The organism is Winogradskyella poriferorum (assembly GCF_036553625.1).
Classification (GTDB): domain Bacteria; phylum Bacteroidota; class Bacteroidia; order Flavobacteriales; family Flavobacteriaceae; genus Winogradskyella; species Winogradskyella poriferorum.
This window is the reverse complement of sequence record NZ_JAZHOU010000003.1, coordinates 430,376-452,056: the sequence shown is the minus strand read 5'-3', so window position 1 is coordinate 452,056 and position 21,681 is coordinate 430,376. Positions and strand designations below refer to the sequence as shown.

General features: G+C 33.5%; 21 protein-coding genes. 3 read left to right on the top strand and 18 right to left on the bottom strand.

All coding sequences use genetic code 11. The features are described from left to right. Positions 1–54: 54 nt before the first annotated feature. The 12 genes from V1468_RS11600 to V1468_RS11545 form a co-directional block, all read right to left on the bottom strand. Positions 55–417 (bottom strand): DUF4870 domain-containing protein, encoded by a 363-nt coding sequence (locus V1468_RS11600; RefSeq protein WP_331810398.1) that lies wholly within the window; start codon positions 415–417, stop codon positions 55–57. A 59-nt stretch (positions 418–476) separates the two neighbouring features. Continuing rightward, a complete protein-coding gene (locus V1468_RS11595) occupies positions 477–662 on the bottom strand; it encodes a YgaP family membrane protein (protein ID WP_331810397.1) in 186 nt (61 codons plus the stop codon). Between the two features lie 9 nt (positions 663–671). Continuing rightward, on the bottom strand, positions 672–977 hold the full coding sequence (locus V1468_RS11590) for a hypothetical protein (protein ID WP_331810396.1): 306 nt from the start codon (positions 975–977) through the stop codon (positions 672–674). A gap of 116 nt (positions 978–1,093) precedes the next feature. Beyond that, on the bottom strand, positions 1,094–4,288 hold the full coding sequence (locus V1468_RS11585) for an efflux RND transporter permease subunit (protein WP_331810395.1): 3,195 nt from the start codon (positions 4,286–4,288) through the stop codon (positions 1,094–1,096). A 38-nt stretch (positions 4,289–4,326) separates the two neighbouring features. Next, the gene (locus V1468_RS11580) at positions 4,327–5,409 is read right to left on the bottom strand and encodes an efflux RND transporter periplasmic adaptor subunit (RefSeq protein WP_331810394.1); all 1,083 of its coding nucleotides are present in this window, start codon (positions 5,407–5,409) and stop codon (positions 4,327–4,329) included. Position 5,410: 1 nt separating this feature from the next. After that, positions 5,411–6,724, bottom strand: coding sequence for a TolC family protein (locus tag V1468_RS11575; RefSeq protein WP_331810393.1), 1,314 nt, complete (start codon positions 6,722–6,724; stop codon positions 5,411–5,413). A 129-nt stretch (positions 6,725–6,853) separates the two neighbouring features. After that, positions 6,854–6,991 (bottom strand): hypothetical protein, encoded by a 138-nt coding sequence (locus V1468_RS11570; protein WP_171032517.1) that lies wholly within the window; start codon positions 6,989–6,991, stop codon positions 6,854–6,856. A 13-nt stretch (positions 6,992–7,004) separates the two neighbouring features. Further along, positions 7,005–8,462: an NAD(P)/FAD-dependent oxidoreductase gene (locus tag V1468_RS11565; protein WP_331810392.1), complete on the bottom strand. Its 1,458-nt coding sequence runs from the start codon at positions 8,460–8,462 to the stop codon at positions 7,005–7,007. Between the two features lie 119 nt (positions 8,463–8,581). Continuing rightward, positions 8,582–9,619 carry a cytochrome d ubiquinol oxidase subunit II gene (gene cydB / locus V1468_RS11560; RefSeq protein WP_331810391.1) on the bottom strand — a complete coding sequence of 346 codons (1,038 nt, stop codon included), beginning with the start codon at positions 9,617–9,619 and terminating at the stop codon, positions 8,582–8,584. A 10-nt stretch (positions 9,620–9,629) separates the two neighbouring features. Continuing rightward, the gene (locus V1468_RS11555) at positions 9,630–10,985 is read right to left on the bottom strand and encodes a cytochrome ubiquinol oxidase subunit I (RefSeq protein WP_331810390.1); all 1,356 of its coding nucleotides are present in this window, start codon (positions 10,983–10,985) and stop codon (positions 9,630–9,632) included. A gap of 94 nt (positions 10,986–11,079) precedes the next feature. Then, positions 11,080–12,417, bottom strand: coding sequence for an MBL fold metallo-hydrolase (locus tag V1468_RS11550; RefSeq protein ID WP_331810389.1), 1,338 nt, complete (start codon positions 12,415–12,417; stop codon positions 11,080–11,082). Between the two features lie 82 nt (positions 12,418–12,499). Continuing rightward, positions 12,500–13,159 carry a peroxiredoxin gene (locus tag V1468_RS11545; RefSeq protein WP_331810388.1) on the bottom strand — a complete coding sequence of 220 codons (660 nt, stop codon included), beginning with the start codon at positions 13,157–13,159 and terminating at the stop codon, positions 12,500–12,502. Positions 13,160–13,331: 172 nt separating this feature from the next. Between V1468_RS11545 and V1468_RS11540 the strand changes: the two genes are divergently transcribed. The 3 genes from V1468_RS11540 (at position 13,332) to V1468_RS11530 (ending at position 16,469) form a co-directional block, all read left to right on the top strand. Continuing rightward, positions 13,332–13,709 carry a hypothetical protein gene (locus V1468_RS11540; RefSeq protein ID WP_331810387.1) on the top strand — a complete coding sequence of 126 codons (378 nt, stop codon included), beginning with the start codon at positions 13,332–13,334 and terminating at the stop codon, positions 13,707–13,709. A gap of 64 nt (positions 13,710–13,773) precedes the next feature. Beyond that, positions 13,774–15,870 (top strand): TonB-dependent receptor, encoded by a 2,097-nt coding sequence (locus V1468_RS11535; protein ID WP_331810386.1) that lies wholly within the window; start codon positions 13,774–13,776, stop codon positions 15,868–15,870. A gap of 59 nt (positions 15,871–15,929) precedes the next feature. Continuing rightward, positions 15,930–16,469 (top strand): phosphatase domain-containing putative toxin, encoded by a 540-nt coding sequence (locus tag V1468_RS11530; protein WP_331810385.1) that lies wholly within the window; start codon positions 15,930–15,932, stop codon positions 16,467–16,469. 130 nt (positions 16,470–16,599) lie between these two features. Here the strand turns inward: V1468_RS11530 and V1468_RS11525 are convergent, their stop codons facing one another. The 6 genes from V1468_RS11525 to V1468_RS11500 all read right to left on the bottom strand — a co-directional run bounded on the left by V1468_RS11525 (position 16,600) and on the right by V1468_RS11500 (position 21,624). Further along, positions 16,600–16,746 carry a hypothetical protein gene (locus V1468_RS11525; protein WP_331810384.1) on the bottom strand — a complete coding sequence of 49 codons (147 nt, stop codon included), beginning with the start codon at positions 16,744–16,746 and terminating at the stop codon, positions 16,600–16,602. A 140-nt stretch (positions 16,747–16,886) separates the two neighbouring features. Beyond that, positions 16,887–18,149, bottom strand: coding sequence for an NAD(P)/FAD-dependent oxidoreductase (locus V1468_RS11520; protein ID WP_331810383.1), 1,263 nt, complete (start codon positions 18,147–18,149; stop codon positions 16,887–16,889). A gap of 262 nt (positions 18,150–18,411) precedes the next feature. Further along, positions 18,412–18,708: a thioredoxin gene (gene trxA, locus V1468_RS11515; protein ID WP_331810382.1), complete on the bottom strand. Its 297-nt coding sequence runs from the start codon at positions 18,706–18,708 to the stop codon at positions 18,412–18,414. A gap of 10 nt (positions 18,709–18,718) precedes the next feature. Continuing rightward, positions 18,719–19,729: a Tll0287-like domain-containing protein gene (locus V1468_RS11510; protein WP_331810381.1), complete on the bottom strand. Its 1,011-nt coding sequence runs from the start codon at positions 19,727–19,729 to the stop codon at positions 18,719–18,721. 10 nt (positions 19,730–19,739) lie between these two features. After that, on the bottom strand, positions 19,740–20,078 hold the full coding sequence (locus V1468_RS11505) for a rhodanese-like domain-containing protein (protein ID WP_331810380.1): 339 nt from the start codon (positions 20,076–20,078) through the stop codon (positions 19,740–19,742). 130 nt (positions 20,079–20,208) lie between these two features. After that, positions 20,209–21,624, bottom strand: a complete 1,416-nt coding sequence (locus V1468_RS11500; RefSeq protein WP_331810379.1) for an MBL fold metallo-hydrolase — start codon at positions 21,622–21,624, stop codon at positions 20,209–20,211. Between the last annotated feature and the right edge of the window lie 57 nt (positions 21,625–21,681).

Below are 21,681 nucleotides of genomic sequence, written 5' to 3'. Positions count from 1 at the left end.
CTGTGAGCGTTCTTCTACTATCTCTTTGATTCTGAATTATTTCAGAAATGCTAACTAACTAATAAAACTAAGAGATAATGGATAGCTAGGTAATTCTCCATTACTAGCTTTTATTGCATTTATGATTGGCATTACAAATGATAAAACACATACTAACATAAGAGGTAAAAGTCCTATAAAAAATACAGGAATTAAAATAATACTTAAGAAAAAGTAGATTATCATACTCAATTGAAAGTTTATTATAGCCTTACCATGATCATCCATGCCATCTACCCTATCTTTCTGTGTTGCCCAAATAATTAGTGGAACTATTAATCCACCAAAGCCTGTAATATATGTAAGCATTTGAGATAAATGCGTAATAACCAATAATTGATTGTCTGAACGTTTGAGTGTATGATAATTCGATTCCATAATATTAATTTATTTACACTAATGTGACGCAAACTTTATCAATATGTTACAGACTTTAACTAATTTTTTACACCTAGCTTTTCCAAAATCGTATCCATTAAGCACCATTTGGTTAAAGATGACTGTAATAAATTAGCGCCTACAAAAGCGGTAAACCATAGCCAATTTTGATTGACGTATATAGCTAATAACAAACTGATTAAAATAAATGTTCCTGCTATACCTCTAACTATTCTATTTTTCATAATTAATTTTTAAATATATTTTTCAATAGGTAATACAACTCCTCTGATAGGATTATTAGTTTCAATTTTTGAATTAAATTCTGCAATAAGATGAAATAAACGCTCTATCTGCTCTTCTTCGGTAAATGAGAAAAACATATGAGACTCGCTCCCTCCCTTAACACTAGGAAACCAACTCGATGTTGCCAACAAGTTTGGAATGTTTTTATAGCCATCTATATCTGACGTACTAAAACTATCTATATTGGCACTTTTGAATAATTTCAAAACTTCATTTTGAAACTCTTCTACTGCTGTTACAATAACTAATTTCATATTATTTATATTTTCCGTCAGTTCGAGTGATTTCAACTTGTTGAAATTGTATCGAGAACTTATTCAACTTCTCCATATAATTGATCATTCTTCGCAATCACTCGAAGTGACTTTTTTTATTCGTGATTTTTACGTTCTATCATATAATACACTAAAGGCACAACTAATAAGGTTAATACAGTCGAAACGATAGTTCCTCCCATTAACGAAATAGCTAATCCTTGAAAAATTGGGTCAAACAAGATGACGAATGCACCTATGACTACTGTTCCAGCAGTTAATAAAATTGGTGTTGTACGCACTGCTCCTGCTTCTATTGCAGCTTGTTTTAATGGCACGCCTTCTTCTAATCTTAAATTGATAAAATCGATGAGTAATACCGAATTACGAACCATAATTCCCGCCAAAGCAATCATACCAATAAATGATGTTGCTGTAAAAAATGCGCCCATTAACCAGTGACCTAGAATAATTCCAATCATAGATAATGGTATGGCAACCATCATCACTATTGGTGCTTTAAAGTTTTGGAACCAACCTACAATTAAGATGTAGATTAAAGCAATTGCTCCTAAAAAGGCTATTCCTAAATCTCTAAATACTTCCAAGGTAATTTGCCATTCTCCATCCCATTTTACGGTGTAATCATCTTCAAATTCTGGCTGTCCTAAATACATTTCGTTAATCTCGTAACCTTGTGGTAATGGAATTGCTTTTAGCTTCTCTTCCATTCCTAAAATAACATACGCTGGACTTTCTAATTTACCAGCCATATCAGCTAACACATAAACCACACGCTTTTGATTTTTACGGTAAATGCTTTTCGCACTTGTAGTTTCAGTAATATCAACCAAGTCTACAATCGGAACTAAGTTACCTTGTTGCGATTTCACTTTTAGCTGTGAAATATCTTGAATAGTTGACTTTTCCTTTTCATCTAAAGCCAATACTAAACCGATTTGATTTACAGCATCTTCGTCATATAAAACGGTTAACGGTCTGTTTGATAATGCCATATTCATCGTGTATGCAATTTGCTTTGGTGCTACACCGTAAAGCATTGCTTTTTCTTTGTCTATAGTGAATTGAAATTCTTTTTGATCTGCTTCTACCATCCAATCCACATCAACAACATCTTCTGTGTTATTTAAAATGTTTTGAACTTCGTTAGCAATCTCCATTTGCTTATCATAATCAGGACCGTAAATTTCAGCCACTAAAGTTGATAATACTGGTGGACCTGGTGGTACTTCAACAACCTTAACATTCGCATTATATTTTGAAGCTATCTTTTGAATTTCGGGACGTAATAATTTTGCAATATCGTGAGATTGCGTACTTCGCTCTCCTTTATCAATTAAATTCACTTGTATATCTGCCATATTGCTTCCACCGCGTAAATCATAATGACGTACTAAACCATTAAAAGTAATTGGCGCCGAAGTCCCAATATAATTTTGATAGTTAACCACTTCTGGTCGCGTTGATAGGTATTGCGAAATTTCTTGAGCAACAACTGCTGTTCGCTCTAAGGTTGTCCCTTCTGGCATATCAATCACTACCTGAAATTCGTTTTTGTTATCAAACGGTAACATTTTTACAACTACCGAATTGGTAAAAAACATCACCATTGTTCCCATTAGCAAGATGAAAGTCAATCCTAAAAACAACCAACGTTTTGAAGAACTTTCAATTAACGGACGTTCAAATTTTTCGTAGAATTTGTAAATTTTAGTGTCTTCTAATGGCTTCTTAGGCTTTTCTGCTACGCCTTTCTTGTCTTTTTCACGCAAGAAAATATAACCTAAATATGGTGTAATAGTTAAGGCAACAAATAATGATAATATCATCGCAATAGACGCTCCGATTGGCATTGGCGCCATATATGGTCCCATTAATCCAGACACAAACGCCATAGGCAATACCGAAGCAATTACAGTGAATGTTGCCAAAATAGTTGGATTACCTACTTCGTTAATGGCATATAAAGCTGCTTGTTTAAATGGTAAGCGTTTCATTTTAAAATGCCTATGCATATTTTCGGCAATGATAATGGAATCATCTACCACAATACCAGTTACAAATACTAACGCAAACAAGGTAATTCGGTTAAGTGTATAATCCAACATATAGTAGCTTAACAGCGTTAATGCGAATGTAATTGGCACCGATAAAAACACGACCAATCCACCACGCCAACCCATTGCCAACATCACAACAAATGTTACTGCGATGATAGAACCAATAAGATGCAATAGTAATTCTGACACTTTATGAGACGCTGTTTCACCATAGTTTCTAGTAATTTCTACGTGAACATCATCAGGTATTAAAGTTTTACGTAAATGCTCTACTTTATCAATAATGACATCTGCAATTTTCATCGCGTCTGCACCTTTACGTTTGGCTACAGAAATAGTTACAGCTGGATATTCTGATTTATAATCGCTCGCTTTTTCGCTAGCTTGACCAAAACCAAGACTAACGTAATTTTGTGGCACTTCTGGACCATCTATAATTTTCGCCACTTGCTTTAAATAAATTGGCTGATTTTTCTGAACACCAACGACTAAATTTTCAACATCGGTCATCGATTCTAAAAACTTACCAGTGTTTACAACAAATTCGGTATCATTTTTATCAAAAGTTCCGCTATTTAATTGAGCGTTGTTGGCTTTAATCATTTTAGAAACTGATAAAAAGTCTAAGCCTGCACTCGCTAATTTGTCTTTATCTAAAACGACACGTATTTGACGTTCTCTTCCACCTATTTTGTGCGTAATGGCTACGTCATTCACTTTTTTAATTTCGGCTTCTAATTCTTGAGCCATTTGCCCTAATTGGAAATCGTCATAATTCTCACTCCATAACGTCAATCCTAACATTGGCACATCATCAATAGCACGTGTTTTTACTAACGGAAACGTTACGCCTTCCGGCATTTGATCCATATGCTTATTGATTTCGTTGTATAATTTCACAAAAGAACGCTCAATATCTTCACCCACATAAAACTGAACGATGACCATTCCCTGCTCTTTCATAGATGTAGAATACACATATTCCACACCTTTTATATTCGAAATTAATTGCTCTAAAGGCTTGATCACTCTAGACTCGACCTCGGTTGGACTTGCGCCAGGATAACCAACAAAAATGTCTGCCATAGGCACATCTATTTGCGGCTCTTCTTCACGAGGAATTAGAAACGAGCTGTACACACCAATGACCATAAAAACAATCATTAAAAGCACTGTAAGCTTGGATGTCATAAAGACTTTGGCAATTTTTCCTGCTAAACCTTCTTTCATTTTTTCTTGAATTTCTTGTTAATGCTTACCGCGATTGCTTATTGAATATTGATTTTTGCTCCGTTATACAACTTTCCTTCAGCTGAAACGATATAACTTTCATTGGCATTTAAACCAGATAATACTTCCACTTCATTTCCAAATGCTCTACCTAAACGCAGCCAACGCAAAATGGCTGTATTACTTTGGCTTACCGTATAAACTCCACTTAATTGACCGTTGTTTACAATAGCTGCTTTTGGTATTAAAACCGTTGAAGTTTCAGCTTTTCTCTCTACAGGAAATTGTACCGTTGTGAACATACCTGATAGAATTTTTGCATCGGTTTTATCTAATGCTATTTTCACTAAATATTGTCCGCCTGTTTGTGCTGCAGATGTACTTACTTCGGTTACTTTTCCAGAAATAGTTTGGTTAATAGATTTTACATTTACACTTACTTTTGAATCTTTTTTTATTTCTGAAATTTCGGTTTCTGGAACCATTGCAACCACTTCAAAATCGCCTGGTGCTTCTATTGAAATTAAAGGCAGACCTGGATTTGCCATGTCTCCTTTTTTTACATTTTTGCTTGTAACAACTCCGCTAAAAGGTGCTGTAATATTGGTATAAGCAAATTGTGCATTAATTTCGTTTTTCATTTGTTTTGCAGCTTCAAGACCTGCTTTTGCCATCTCGTAATTGGCTGTCATATCATCCATTTCTTTTTGAGAGGCACTGTTTTGAGCAAATAGCGACTTAAAACGCTCGTAATCTTTTTTAGCGTTATTAAAAGCTGCTGTAGCTTTTGTAATATTTGCATTTACCTGAGCCTTTTGCGCTAGTAAATCAGCATTATTAATTGCTACTAACAATTGTCCTTTGCTTACTTTATCGCCAACATTTACAGGTACGTTATTGACGTAACCCATCATTCTTGTACTTAAATTAGCACTGTTTTCGGCTTGAATTTTTCCGCTTACCGCTAAAAATGGACTGTCATTATTGTCGCTAACCTGTGCTACTTTTACTGGAATAGCTGGCGAGTTGTCTGCAACTGCTTTTTTGTCTTCGCTACCACAACTTAACAATCCTAGTAAAGTGATAACGGCAAATAATTTATGTATAGATAATGTCTTCATTTTAGTTTATGGTTAAAAAATTTAAATACGCTTTTGTGCTATTATATTCAAAAATGGTTTGGTAATATTCGAGTTCTTTTTGTGCAAATTGTGTTTCTGCAATAAGCAAATCTGTTGTTTTTTCTAAGCCTTCTTTAAATCGGTTTGTTCTAATTCTTAAAGCTTCTTTAGATTGCTCCATGGCTAATTTTGATAACTCTAGTTTACTTTCCATATCCTGAAGTAATCGCTTAGTTTTATTCAGTTCTAATTGACTTTTGGAAACATATTGCTGATACTCTAATTTTGATTTTTCTAGAGTAGCCTTAGATTTTTTGGCTTTTCCAAAACGTTTGGTACCTTGAAGGATGTTCCATTTTAATTCGGCACCAACCAAATAACCATCAGCACCAAACTGAAATAAACTATCGTCATACAATTGATAACTACCAAAGGCATTCAATGTTGGTAGAAATGTCATTTTATCTGACTTGTACATAGTTTCTCTTGAATTGGCTGCTAATTGCATCGCTTTTATGTCAGCGCGTTCTTCATTAAGACTTTTATCCGTTTCTAAAACGGTCGTTTCCAACTGCAGAGAGTCCTGAGGTTTTAAAACGACATCTGAAGTATCATTCATTAAAAATGATAAGTAGTTTGAAGCGTTTTTTACATTACTCCTTGCTGTTTGTAATTGATTCTTTACCTCTGTTACTCTCACTTCAACCAAAAGCACATCAGATCTTTGCAAATAGCCTTGGTCAAAACTGTTTTGTGCCAATTTTAAATTTGCCTCTGTTGCTTCTAACGCTTTTTCTAATACAGCCACAGCCTTATATGCCAATTGCAATTGCATATAGGCATTTTCGACTTCAAAATTCACATAATCCTTAACTCTGTCTGTTTGCAAAGCCATGGCTTCCATTTTATACTTCGCGGCTTTACGTTGGTAAAACCCATCCATATTAATTAAGGGTTGCTGAAACTCAAAAACCGTAGCATAATTTTGAATTTGACTAGGATTGTTTAACGCATCTGGATTAAAATCTGCTTGAGTTACAATCTCTTGATTTAGCTTAGATCCAAATGCCATTAATGGATTTGTTGTAGCTATTGCAGTATGAGACACACTAATGTTTGGTAAAAACACAGCATTGGTCTGTCTGTAATCTGCTTTGGCCTCATTAAAAGCTTCAACCGAAATCTTTATCTGTTGATTTGCCTCTGAAACCCTATTTAATACTTCTTCTTTAGAAATAGGTTGTATTTCCTGAGCATTATAACTAGATATAAAACCTATACAAATGAAAGTGATTAGATATTTTAGTTTATACATGTTGCATTTTAATTTATTTCAAAATTAAGGCGAGCTTTAGTTTTACTTAGTAACAAAGGTTACTAAAGCAAGAAGCACCTTTAAAAAAAGATGCTTCTTAACACTAACCAAAAAAACTAGTTAACCAAACTAGTCGACCTTTCGCGTTCCACCATGTCCTCCTGCAACAACAATCATTATTTTAATACTCAAATAAATGAATTTAAAAAACTGTAAAATAGGATTCATCATTTTAAAACGCTGATATTTTGAAATTCTTTGTGTCATAATTTTTAATTTTTTATTCAGGAATCAACCACCAAAATGGACGCATTTTTGCTTTGTATATAAAGGCATAATGCAATGCCAATTTTAGCCAATGACCTGCCAAGCCAATCTCTCCAAAGGTTTTCCCTAATTGTCGCCCTTGTGTTTTTGGATATTTCTTATAATCTGGCACAATCGGATACGTTGTAATACTTACTCCACTACCTTGTGTCATTCCATAACCTGCAGAAGCGATACAAGCTGCTCCCATGTTTCCTAAACTACCTTTGTGGTGCAGTGACTCTTTACCAGATTTTATACTATCAATAATATTATCTGCCACTAATTTTGCAGTAATACCAGATGGCATACCTGTACGAGGTGGCGACGGAGAAATGGCTGTACCATTTTTACTCTGTCTTGGTTGGGATATAGCATGTGGAGGTGCAAATGCTATACCTGGTGCAAAAATGTTTTTATAGTTTGGATTTTGATAGGTTTCTGGCCAATCTTGTACAGTCCATTCTTCATATGGTTTTGAAGAATAATCAGCATCCACAATCATAAAGCCTTTAAACAACTTTTCTGTAATGTCATTATTATTTTTATCATAAGCTTTAAAACCATGACCTGAAAATGCAGGAATTAACATTGCAAAATCATAGGTTTCGTTTTTAAACTCACCGTCAAGATTTTCGTAATGCGCAATTCCATCTTCAATTTTATTAACACCTGCTCCTAAAATCCATTTTATGCCTCGATCCTCAAAAATCATTTCTACCATTTCACTAGACTTCATGGTCATGCCATGATAACTCATTAGCATACCATCCATACCAAAGTCTCCTAAATGATATTCATTAGATATCCACGTAATTTCAGCATTATCTCTTACATCATGACGTCTTAGTTCTTGCTCTACATTGAGAATGTATTCAAAAGCAGCGCCTTGACATGTTGCTTTTCCGTGTCCAGTACCGATAAGAATTTTAGCTTTTTCTCCTGATTTTAGTTTTTGAATTACTGCGTTTAAACCTTCCCATGCATGCTCTGCATGACCATAAGTACAAACAGAATACACTTTATTTTCTCCTGGAATTAATCCTTCGGTCGCTTCAAAATTTAGTTTAGGACCAGTAGCATTTATTAAATAATCATAGGTTATTTTCTCAGTTGTTCCTTTTTTATCACCAAATACATACTCCGACAGTACATAAGGTTTTGACTCCTTTGCATCTCCTTCCGGATGAAAAGTAATTGCTTTAGCCTGTTTATATGTAATTCCTTTTTTCTTGTATAAAGGTGCCAAAGGAAAAAGTACTTGTTTAGATTTCATTCTACCAATACCAACCCAAATATTAGATGGTATCCATTGATAATTACTGTTAGGCGATACTACAACAACTTCGTGCTCCTTTGATAGCTTTCGTCTTAAGTGAGACGCTGCTACATGCCCTGAAATTCCGGCTCCTAAAACAACTATTTTTGACATGATATTTTTCTATATGAATCAAAGTTAAAGCCAATTCAACTTCTAGATGGTTACAATTGTTACATAAAAAAAGCACCTTAATAGGTGCTCTTTTCATAAAAACAGTTATTGCTCATACCTTAATAACTGGTATCGTCTAGTTTCACTTTACCATGAAATGTTTTATATAAAAATAAAAAGTATCCTGCCAAAAGTGGAGCGCCTATTAGTACAATGGTTAACATAATGCCTAAAGATTTCTGAGAAGAAGCTGCATTATAAATAGTAACACTATACTCTGGACTAATTGTAGAAGGTAACAATACTGGATATAACTGAAATGCTACCAGCATTAATAAAAATGCCATAATCAATGATGAAAATATCAAAGCATGCGAATACTTCTTCTTAGAGACCAACCTTGGCACATTTGCTACTGCTAAAAACGCCAAAATGGGCAAAACAAAAAATACAGGTTGCTCTTTAAATTTATCGGTTACGCCATGTAGAAATGTTAGCGTGTATAAAGATGTAATGGCAAAACTTATAATAAAGAATATCATACCTTTTTTAAGTAAAAAGGACAATCTGTCATGTAGTCTACCTTCAGTTTTTAATAGTAGAAAAATAGCACCTTGTGTCATAAAAATAGATAAGGTGGTAAATCCTACCATCAAGGCATAAGGATTTAAAAACGAAAAGAAAATACCTCCTTTATATTCAAAATTTTCATGAAGCTCAAAGCCTTGTAACACATTACCCAAAACAACACCAAGAAGAAATCCGATTAAGGTATTGGATACAAAATAGATAATATCCCAAGTTTTTCGCCACCATTTCATTTCTTCTGCACTTCTAAATTTTATGGCAGCAGAGCGCAACACCAATAGCATTAAAAACAGCATGAATGGAATATACATTGCTGATAACATAGTGGCATACATTACTGGAAATCCTGCAAATAATGCACCTCCACCTATAATTAACCACACTTGGTTAGCATCCCAAAGCGGACCAATGGCATTAATAGCAATACGCCTACTTAAGTCTTTTCTTAAAAATAAATGCCATGCACCAGCACCATAATCAAAACCTTCTAAAATAGCATAACCCGAAAATAACAAGCCTACAACTAAATACCATAATGTTGGATAATCTATACCTAAAAATGTTTCCATAGTACTGCTATTAAGTGTATTTTAAAAATTCATCTGGGTTTTCAGCTTCATTATATGGTCCGTGTTTTATCTTTTTATTTAAAGAATAAAGAAACAGTAAAAATAATATTGCATATACCACTAAAAACAAGATTAAAGAGAATAAAATTTGATTTGCAGAGACTTCTTGAGAAAAAGCTTCACTTGTTTTTAAGTGACCATAAACTACCCAAGGTTGTCTACCCATTTCGGCAGCAAACCAACCAACTTGATTTGCTATTTGAGGTAATAACACCGAAAATGCAAATATTTTAAGTAACCATTTTTTATCGAACAACTTTCCACGCCACCATAAATAAGAAGCGTAAAGGGTTAATCCTATTAAAAACATACCAATAGAAATCATGATATGATAAAACTGAAATACTGCATTAACTTGTGTTGGAATTTCATCTTTTGGAAATGCATTTAAACCTTGTATTGGCTCTTCAAAATCTTGATGTACCAAAAACGATAAACCACCAGGAATACCTAATCCGGTAACTTTTTGTGATTCGTCATCTACCCAACCAAATAAATACAAATCAGCTGCTGAAGATTTATCATAATGCCCTTCCATAGCTGCTAATTTTGCAGGTTGATTAACAGCTACACCATCTGCAGAACTATGTCCTGAAACTAATTGTGTTAGTGATATAATTGTTGCCACCAACAATGAGATTTTAAAGGCTTTTTTAGAGATTTCTACATATCGTCCTTTCAATAAATAATACGCATGTACACTCAATACCATAAAAGCACCAGCTAAAAATGCGCCTTGCCATACATGAATAATTCTATCTACACTCGAAGGATTAAAGACCATAGCCCAAAAATCGGTGACTTCTGCCCTAGCAGTTAATCCTTCACCAACAATATGATATCCAGCTGGTGTTTGTTGCCAGCTGTTAGCTACCACAATCCAAACCGCAGAGAACATAGATCCCAGAAATACACCTATAGTTGAAATGAAATGTACTTTTGGTGACACACGATTCCAACCGAAAATTAAAATCCCTAGAAAGGTACTTTCAAGACCGAAAGCAAATAAACCTTCTGCAGCTAAAGCACTACCAAAAATATCTCCTACATATTTGGAATATACAGACCAGTTAGTACCAAATTCAAACTCCATGATGATTCCGGTTGCAACACCAATACCAAAGGTTATGGCGAATATTTTCAACCAAAAACGTGTTAAAATTTCATACTGTTTTTTACCTGTTTTTAGGTATAAGCCTTCAAAAATCACCATGATTAAACCTATACCAATACTTAAAGGTGGATAGATATAATGAAAAGCTACTGTGAAGGCAAATTGGATTCTGGCAAGGATTTCGGTATCCATAATTGTGAATTTAAAACAAAAATACGATTGACTTTAGATGTAATCTGTAATAAATATTACATAATTGAAATTTTAACATTTTTCGGAAATAGTGCTATTTAAAATTGGATACTGCTTCACTTAAATCGTATACTTTAATATTTTTCTTTAAGTTAGAAACTATACTACTTCCGGCAGCACTTCGGTATCCTCCTGCACAATGCACCACAATAGGCTTATCTGTAGGAATATCCTCTTCAGAATCTCTTAATTCATTTAGTGGGATAGAAATGGCACTATCGAAGATTTTACCCTCTTCTACTTCACTTTTATTTCTAATGTCTATTATGGTATAATGGTCTGGATGACTTTTAAAATCCTCTAAGTCAATTTTATCTGTAGATTCAAAATTTGAATCACCCAAAGTTATTAAACCTAGAAGTTGTTTTTCGTAACCAATTTTTGCAATTCGGTGTAGAATTCCGTCTTTGTCTTCTACTGAATTTAAAACTACGTAGAATTGTTCTTCAGGTTGTACTATAGAACCTAACCAAGTTTCTAGTTTATCATTTTCGGTTTCGGCTATAACATTTATACTTCCTGCAATGTGATTCTTTTTAAAATCGTCTTGATTTCTCACATCAATAATCAAAGAATCACTATCAAAATCTTCTACTCTAAAATGGAAATATGGTTGTGCGATATTAGCTTCATAATTATCTGCTCCAGTTTTATTAATGTCTACATTAAATCCAAAGTACGAAGGAATAAATGGTTGATCTTTTAAAATATGATCTACGAATTCATCCTCAGTTAAATTTTTGAATGCCCAATTTTCTTGTCGCTCTCTACCTAATGTACTTGAAGCATCAGTACTCATATTCTTTCCACATAATGAACCTGCACCATGAGCAGGATAGACTATGGTATTATCTGGCAAATGGTTGAATTTTGTTTGCATGGTCTGATACATGCTTTTGGCTAACTCTTCTCGCTTAGCTTTCATATTCCCAGCTTTTTCGCGCAAATCTGGTCTACCTACATCACCAATAAATAAGGTATCTCCAGAAAACATTGCATAATCATCATTGTTCTGAGCGATAATTGTAATGCTATCTGGTGAATGTCCTGGTGTATTAATGGCGGAAAACACAGTTGTTCCTAAATTATATGTATCTCCATCATCAAAAGTTTTGTGAGGATAATTAGCACCAACCAATTTACTAACAAAAATATCTGCTCCTGTTTCCTTATGAATTTGCAAATGGCTACTTACAAAGTCTGCGTGTGGATGCGTTTCGAAAACCGCTACGATTTTAGCATTATGCTGTTCTGCTAATTTATAATATGGTTTTGGATCGCGAGATGGATCTACCAAGGCCATCATATTATCGCTAATTATAGCGTAAGAATAGTGTGCTAAAGGTTTATCGTTGTATTGAATTATTTTCATTTTATTTTCTTTTTATAGTTACTTTTTAAAATAAAAAAAACGGCCTTAACTGCTAGAAAAGACCGATTTTTTTAAGAGTATTTTATAAGTTTTTCTTAGCCAAATACCAATCTACTTTTTCTAATGTGTCATCATTAATTCTTTCATTTAACTCATCTAAAGTTTTTGGTGGTCCAACGATAACTTTATCACCTTTTTTCCAATCTAAAGGCATTGCAACTTTATGTTTATCTGAAGTTTGAAGTGCTTCTAAAGCTCTTAAAATTTCATCCATATTACGACCTACATTTAATGGATAGTACATTATAAGACGTATTTTTTTACTTGGATCTATAAAGAACACAGCACGTACAGCAGCCGTTTCACTTTCGTTAGGTTGAAGCATTCCGTATAACTTAGATACTTTCATGTCTAAATCGGCAATAATTGGAAAATCAAAGTAAACACCTGTATTTTCTCTTACGTTTTGTACCCAACCTAAATGTGCATGTATACTATCTATACTTAGACCCATAAGTTCAGTATTAAGCGCATCAAACTCTGCTTTTCGAGTTGCAAAACCACTCATTTCTGTTGTACAAACTGGCGTAAAATCTGCTGGATGCGAGAACATTACTACCCACTTGTCTTTTGCAAAATCTGAAAATTTAATTTTTCCTTTTGTTGTTACTGCTTCAAAATCTGGTGCTTGATCGCCAATTCTTGGCATTGCATAAACTTTTTCTATTGTTTCTTCACTCATGATAAATTGTTATTTAAATAATTTATTCAAAATTAAAAAACAATAGTTTAAAGCTATGTAACGAATGTTACGTTGAGGGCACATCATAATGAAGACCTTTATCAGGTTGTATTAAAAAATTTATGACAAAAGTCAGTAGGTTTATTTTACAATACGTATACTTTTGCAATGCATGAAAATAGGTACTTACTTTCTTTCTATACTTCTTGCAGCTCTTATACTATCTAATAGTTTAAGAGTGTCTATTACCTATGCTTACTATAAGCTTGATCCTGTTGGGTTTATAGAAGCGCTCTGTGAAAACAAAGACAAACCAGAATTACAATGTAACGGTAAATGTCACCTTAAAAAGGTAGCAGAATCGCAAGATAGTAATGAGAAAACACCGGAAAGTATTGTAGATTTTAAAGAACTTATTTTAGTTTCTTATCCAAAAGAAGATATTAAGCAGATTACTGAGTTTGTTCTTAAAAAACAATCACCAAATTGTTATAATAATTTATATTCTTTTTTGAATACTGAAGATTGGTTTCATCCTCCACGAGTATAGTTTTCTTTTTTAAACGTAGATAATATCTACCCTTATTTTTTTAAAAATTATAATTATACTATAAATGAAAACATTGTATAGTGCACTGTTATGTGTACTACTTACTGCTGTGTCTTATGCTCAAAAAGAAACAGAGAAAGACACCTTAAATAAAAAAACAACAAAACTAAATGAGGTTATAGTTACAGGAAATAAAAATACCGATCCTGTACTAACAATAGTCTCCAACAAATATGTAGAGAATATTGTACAGCCTAAAAACGTAGCAGATTTATTCAATAATATTATTGGATTTTCTTCTATAAAACGAGGCAATTATGCCATTGATCCATCATTTAGAGCGTCTCAATACGAACAGCTTAATATTCAATATGATGGTGGAACCAAAGCGATGCATGCGTGTCCAAACCGAATGGATCCGATTACAACGCATATTATTCCTGAAGAGATTTCGAAAATTGAAATCATAAAAGGCCCTTATACTGTTAGGTACGGAGCTACGTTTGGCGGAGTCATTAACATGGTGACCCAAAAACCAAATTATTTAGATTATGGATTACATGGCAAAATCTCTGGAGGCTATGAAAGCAATGGTAATTCTTTTGTAAATATGGCTCAACTACAATACATACAAGAAAAGTATGACATTGTAGCGAATGCTGGATACAGAGATTTTGGCAATTATGAAGATGGTGATGGTACTGAAATTCCATCGTCTTTTAGAAGTACAGATTATGGTATAAAAGTTGGTTATAACTTTTCTGATAACCAACGTTTGCAAGCACATTGGAGACAGTCTTTTGGTAGAGATGTTTTACATGCCGCCTTACCTATGGATACAGACTATGATAATAGTAGTATTATTTCATTAGACTATAAACTAGATAATATTGGAAAGGTTATTAAATCTGTAAATGCAAAGGCTTACTACAGCTATGTAGATCATTTAATGACAAACACAAACAGGCCATCTTTTAATATGATGGAGGCAGCATCTAATGTTGATGCTACAACAACAGGTGGTAAAGTAGAGTTACATTGGCAACCTGTAAAAAGTTTAAATATCTTTTCAGGTATCGATATGCTTAATGTTGCCAGAGATGGTAATAGAGAGCGTTTAGTGAAAGTAATGAATGGAAACCCTTTGCCACAGCCTATGTTATTCACCGACAAAGTTTGGCAAGATTCATACATCAATGACTTAGGTGTTTTTACTGAGGCTAAATACAGTGTTAGTCCAAGTACAATTCTAACAGCTGGTATTAGATATGACAACGTCGTTTCAGACATTAAAGATCCTGAAGCAGATTTTGAGGCTATGTATGATTTAGAGAAACGAACAGAGCATAACATAAGTGCAACTGTTTCTGTCAAGAAAATCGTTTCAGACAACTTTACGATAGAAGCAGCTTATGGTCGTGGTGTACGCTCTGCAAATATGATTGAGCGTTTTATAAATCACTTTACTGTTGGACAAGATCCGTATGAATATGTTGGTAATCCTAACTTAGACGCTGAAGTTAATAACCAATTTGAAATCGGATTTAAAGGTTATGAGTCTCTAAAAAATGGCTTAGATGCCTTTAAGTATGAGGCGTCATTTTACTATTCATTTTTTGAAAATTATATCGTTGCCGTTGTTGACGAAAACTTAGACCGTAAGTTTATGCCAATGGCACAGCCACAGCATGCCAAAGTGTTTAGAAATCTTGATGAAGCTTATAAAACTGGATTTGAAGTTAAAGCCGAATTAGATTTTCTTAATGATTATTTTGTAAAAGGTGAGTTTGCCTATGCATATGCAAAAAACAAAGATTTAAATGAGTCTTTACCACTTACACCTCCTTTTACAACACGATTTTCAGCAGGTATTAAAAAAGAGAAGTATTGGGCAAATTTACAATACAACTTAGTATCTCAACAAGATAATATTTCTGAAAGTTTTGATGAAACTACTACTGATGGCTATCAAACATTAGATGCGCGTATTGGTATTAATGCTTTTAAGAATTTTACCTTAGGAGTTGCCGTATTGAATATTTTTGATGAAACATACAATAATCATCTCAATTTTTCATTTACCAATCAGACTGATTTTGGTCGTGTGCCAATTACTGAACCTGGTCGTAATTTTTCAGCATTTTTACAATATAGATTTTAAACATAAAAATTACGTAAGCGGTATAGTTTTTGAATGAATTAATACAAAATTGAAAATCCATGATACGATTAGTGATACTTAGTCTTTTGGTGTGTTCTATAAGTTTTTCTCAAGAGGATAAAAAATATAGCAAAGTCGAATCTAAGTACTTTAATAATTTATATAGTATTAATGATTCTATCTACAGATCTGAACAGCCTAGTAAAAAAGGGTTTAAAGAGCTAGAAGAATCTGGTGCTAAAACCATATTAAATTTAAGACGCTTACGTAGCGACTCTACAAAGGCTAGAGAAACAGATTTAAAACTAAAGCATATACCCTTAGCCACTAAATATATTACAGAAAATCAAATTCTCGATGTATTAAAAGTGATCAAAGATGCTGAAAAACCATTGGTAATTCATTGTTGGCATGGCTCTGATAGGACTGGTGTTGTTGTAGCTGCTAACAGAATGGTTTTTGAAGGTTGGACAAAAGAAGAAGCAATAGAAGAATTTCAAGAAAAGAAATTTGGGTATCATAAGAAGCGATATCCGAATTTGCTTAGTCTACTTGAAAATCTAGATATTGAATTCTTAAAAAAGCAATTAGATCTTTAATTCTAAAATCTAATACAATAAAAAGAGGCTTGATTAAAAAATCAAGCCTCTTTCTTTAGCCCAAAATTCAAGAAGAATTTCAAAATATCGCACAGCTAAAAAACCATGCAATACATAAAGTTAAATTAGTTTAGTTAGTTTCGTTACTGTCGTTTTTCTTTTTTCCGCCAGACATAAAATTAATAAGGACGCCTACTAAAATTACACAGACTAAAGCAAACACAGCTATCATTATTACTCCGTTGCTGTGGTCATATATTAGTAAAGAGTTGTTCATTGGTTAATCTATTTATCGTTTACAAAAGCTAAAGTAGCTTCAAAATTTTACAATAAAGATGACTTTTGTCAGTAAATAAAAAAGCATCTTAAAATTTTTCAAGATGCTCAGTTGCTATTAAATCAAAATTAAAGGATTGACTAGACCTCTTTTCCTTTCATCATTTTATTCCAGTATAAATATGGTAATCCGTATTTTTTTAGCATCCATAATCTCCAGTGCTCTTTCTCACTGTTAAAGACAAGCATTTGCTTAAGTTTAGGATCTGGAATGAAGTTATTATCATAATCAAATTCGGCTAAAATCATTTTACCATAGCCTGTCACTAACGGACAGGATGAATAGCCGTTATAAGATTTATTTCCTTTTTTGTCGTAGGCAATTAACTGACGAATGTTATCAGAAACCACAGGCACTTGCTTGCGTATAGCTGCACCTGTTTTTGCTGTTGGTAATGCAGCAACATCACCTAAACCAAATATGTTTGGATATTTATTGTGCTGTAATGTATGTATATCTACATCTAACCAACCTGCATCATTAACCAACGATGATTCTTTTACAAATTTTGGTGCAGTTTGAGGTGGTGCTAAATGAAGCATATCAAAAGGCATTTCAATAATTTGCTCACCAGACATTACTTCTCTGAGCTCATTATCTTCATTAATCACACACTTATTTTCGCCAGTACCAACACCTTTAAAAGTTACTATTTGGTTTTCTCCATCAATTTTTATTGGTGCATAAAAGGGTTTAAAGTGAATACCATACTTACTAATCACCTGCATTAAACTCTCTCTAATTTCCTTAACGCCAAAAATTACAGAACCAGGCGTTGCAAAAACCACATTGCTCTTATTTTTAAGACCATTCTTTTTAAAATAGTCCGCTGCTAAATATGCTATTTTTTGTGGTGCTCCACCACATTTAATTGGTGTTGTGGGTTGTGTAAAAACCGCATTACCGCCTTTAAAATTTCTTAAAACTTCCCAAGTATGTTTTGGGTCCGTATAATTACTACACACTACACCTTTTCCTAAAGATTCTGTTAAACCTTCTATGAGTGATGTATCCATTACCAATCCAGGAGATACAATTAAATAATCGTAAGTAATATCACCGCTTTCTTTTGTAGACACTGAATTTCCTTCAGGATTAAAGCCTGTTGCATAATCTTTAATCCAATCCACACCATAAGGCATTACAGAAGACATTGGTCGTTTTGTTTTTTCAAAATCATAGGTTCCTCCACCTACAAGTGTCCATGCTGGTTGATAATAATGCCACTCGGCTGGCTCTATTAAACCAATATCCAAGGATTTATCTTTGGCTAATAAGTTGGCAGAAGTCATAATACCTCCAGTACCTCCACCAATTACTAAGATTTGATAGTGAGATTTCATAAAATGTAAAACAATTAGTTAGTGTTAGTTAGTTAAAAATCAATTCGTCTAAAATTAGATTCTTTTAAATGAATGAGTGTAACTTTTGTTACATAAGCACTAATTTATTGATAAAATATCAAAATTCAACTATATTTTTTATTAGACAACTAATAAATTAACTTATATAATGAAGAATTGACAAAACATGTTATAAATGAAAATAAATAGATGACCTTTAAACTGAAGAACAGAAAACAGAACTTTATCGTTTACTTAAAATCTAATCGTTACTGGTGATGAGATTTATTAAATCGTCTTTTTGAAGTAAACCAGATTGTCGCCAAACTTGCTCGCCATTTTTGAATAACATGAGAGTTGGTACACCACGCACTTGATATCTAGCAGCTAAGGCCTGATTTTTATCAACATCAATTTTTATAATAGAGACTCTACTACCAAGGTTATCCTTAACTTGTTTAAGGATAGGAGTCATCATTTTACAAGGTCCACACCACTCTGCAAAAAAATCGACTAAAACGAGTTTATCTTTATTTATTATGTCTGAAAACTTGCTCATACCTAAACTTTTAATTCTTTTTAAAAGATACATTCCAAATACCTCTTACATGGTTTTCTGAATAGCCTATAGCTTTATCTTCAGGATATAGTAAAGTTAGTGATTTTAAAATATCTGGCTTAATATTAGTTTCTGCTTTACCATGGCATTGTAGACACATTGAATTTGTTACAATCGGATAGTACACATGGACATCGTCTTCTGTTTCCTTTACAATTGGATTGACTTCCTTTTTCTCTGAAAGAAGGTTTTTAAAAGTTTCAATATAATCCAACTCTTCTTTATTGGCCTTATTTTTTTGATTTCGTGGTTTATCACTTATACGCTTAATGTTAGCATTATGAACTACAGCCATACTATCGGTCAATGGATACGCTCTAACATTACAAAATTCTAAGGCTTCTAATGCGCCTTTATTTTGAATTGTACCCATAAGGTTTTTACCCAAAACTGCTTTGGTGGTTAAAGCATACTTTAGACCTCTTTCGCCATAAGGTAAATCTCCATAACTGGTTTGTGCTTGTTGCTGATGTTTTCCTTTACCATGTCCCATGCCTTTGCCTCGACCATTTCCGTTGTGTTTTCCTTTTTCTTCATTAAAATGATCTTCGAACCATTCTGGTTGGTCGATGTCAAAATCAAACATGTAGTCAGCAATTTTTTCAATGGTCTCTTCTGGAAAAGCTTGTTTTGGCATTACTCCAAAGCGTCTAACAGCACCACGCATTTTGGCATCAGCCTCGTTTGGATTTTTTATCCAAGCTTGAATATCTTCAATAAATTGCTCTTTAGAAGTTTCATCCTCAATATAATGCTTTTTTATAGCTATCATTGGTGGCCCAATTCTATCATCATGACTGGCAGTTGGACTATGGCAAACGTAGCAGTTGGTTTCCATCAATTTTTTACCTGGATGATTATTGGCCTGCATGTTTTTTTCAAATGCAGATAGGTCTTTATTTTTGGAGTTATTGCAACTCAAAATAAAGACAGAAATGAATAGTATTAAAATGTACCTCATGTTGAAATTACTAATATCTTAATATACCTCCTTTTAAATCATAGATTTCAGTAAAGCCCATAGCTTCTAACTTCTTAGACGTTTGTCTGCTTCTACTTCCACTACGGCAGTATACATAAACAGCTTTATCTTTATTCAATTTATTAAACTCTACGTTGAATTTTCCAGAGAAAAAATCTATGTTTTTTGCACCTTTTATATGACCTCCTTTAAACTCTGGTGGTGTTCTAACATCTATAAGTTGAACGTTTTTGTTTTCAACTTGCGCTTTAAATTCCTCTGGTGACAATAGTTTTATGGCATCACTCTGTGATGTTTTAGAACCAAATAATGAAGCAAAAAATGACATAAGAATAATTTTTATTTTTAACTATCGTAAAATTAGTTGTTTAACCTTTGGTGTAGCGTAACCTATGTTACACAAAAGGCATGTACTACAATAAAGAGTACATGCCTAATTAATTACAACTTAAGGGTTTTTATTTTAATGTTGATGGACACACATAATCTGTTGTTGGTATGTCCGTGTTCTTAATAGCACCATAACCGCCTGCTACGTCTACCAAATTATGTATACCTCTACTTTTTAGAATTGAAGCAGCTATTACAGATCTATATCCACCTGCACAATGCACATAGAAGGTTTTATCTTCTGGAAATTCGCTTAGGTAATTATTTAAATAATCTAGTTGTGTATTCTTAGCTCCATCCACATGTTCAGCAACATATTCACCTTCTCTTCTAACATCAAAAACAACATCCTTTTTATCTTCAAAGTCCTTTGCAAATTCTTCAGCAGAAATTGAAGTTATCATGTCGATTTCCATATTGGCAGCTTTCCAAGCTTCGAAACCTCCATCCAAGTAACCTATAACATTATCAAAACCAACTCTAGATAATCTGGTAACCACTTCTTCTTCTCTTCCTTTTGGCGCTACCAATAAAATAGGCTGTGTAACGTCTACGATTAATGCTCCTACCCATGGCGCAAAATTACCATCGATACCTATAAAAACAGAACGTGGAATATGTCCTTTAATAAACTCTGATTGATGACGAACATCTAATACAATAGCTTCAGTTTCGTTAGCAGCAGCTTCAAAAGCTTTTGGTGATAATGGATTTTGAGCTTTATCCATAACCTTGTCAAAGCTCTCGTAACCTTTAATATTCATTAGCACGTTCTGTGGAAAATATCCTGGTGGCTCTGTTAAACCGTCTAAAAGTTCTTCTATAAACTCTTCTCTGGTCATATCTGCTCTAAGTGCATAGTTTGTTTTCTTCTGGTTACCAAGTGTATCAGTAGTTTCTTTACTCATGTTTTTACCACATGCAGATCCTGCTCCATGATTTGGATACACAATTAAATCGTCACTTAATGGCATTATTTTATTACGCAAAGAATCGTATAAATGAGACGCTAATTTATCTTGAGTAAGTTCAGCTACTACTTTTTGTGCTAAGTCTGGTCTACCAACATCACCAATAAATAATGTATCACCTGTAACAATACCATGTTCTTTTCCGTTTTCGTCTATCAATAAATAGGTTGTACTTTCCATAGTATGACCTGGTGTATGGATGACTTTAACTTTGTAATTACCTACTTCAAACACCTGACCATCTTCTGCTACGATAGCTTCGTAGTTTGGCTTTGCAGTTGGTCCAAATACAATTTTAGCTCCTGTTTTTTCTTTAAGATCTAAATGACCTGAAACAAAGTCTGCATGAAAATGCGTTTCAAAGATATATTTGATTTTTGCATCGTCAAGCTTTGCTCTTTTAATATATGGCTGAACCTCTCGAAGCGGATCAAAAATAGCGGCTTCACCATTACTCTCTAAGTAATAAGCTGCATGCGCTAAACAACCTGTGTAAATCTGTTCTATTTTCATTATTATTTTGGTTAATGTGAATAAATTTCATTCAAATTACTAACACTTCGAAAAATA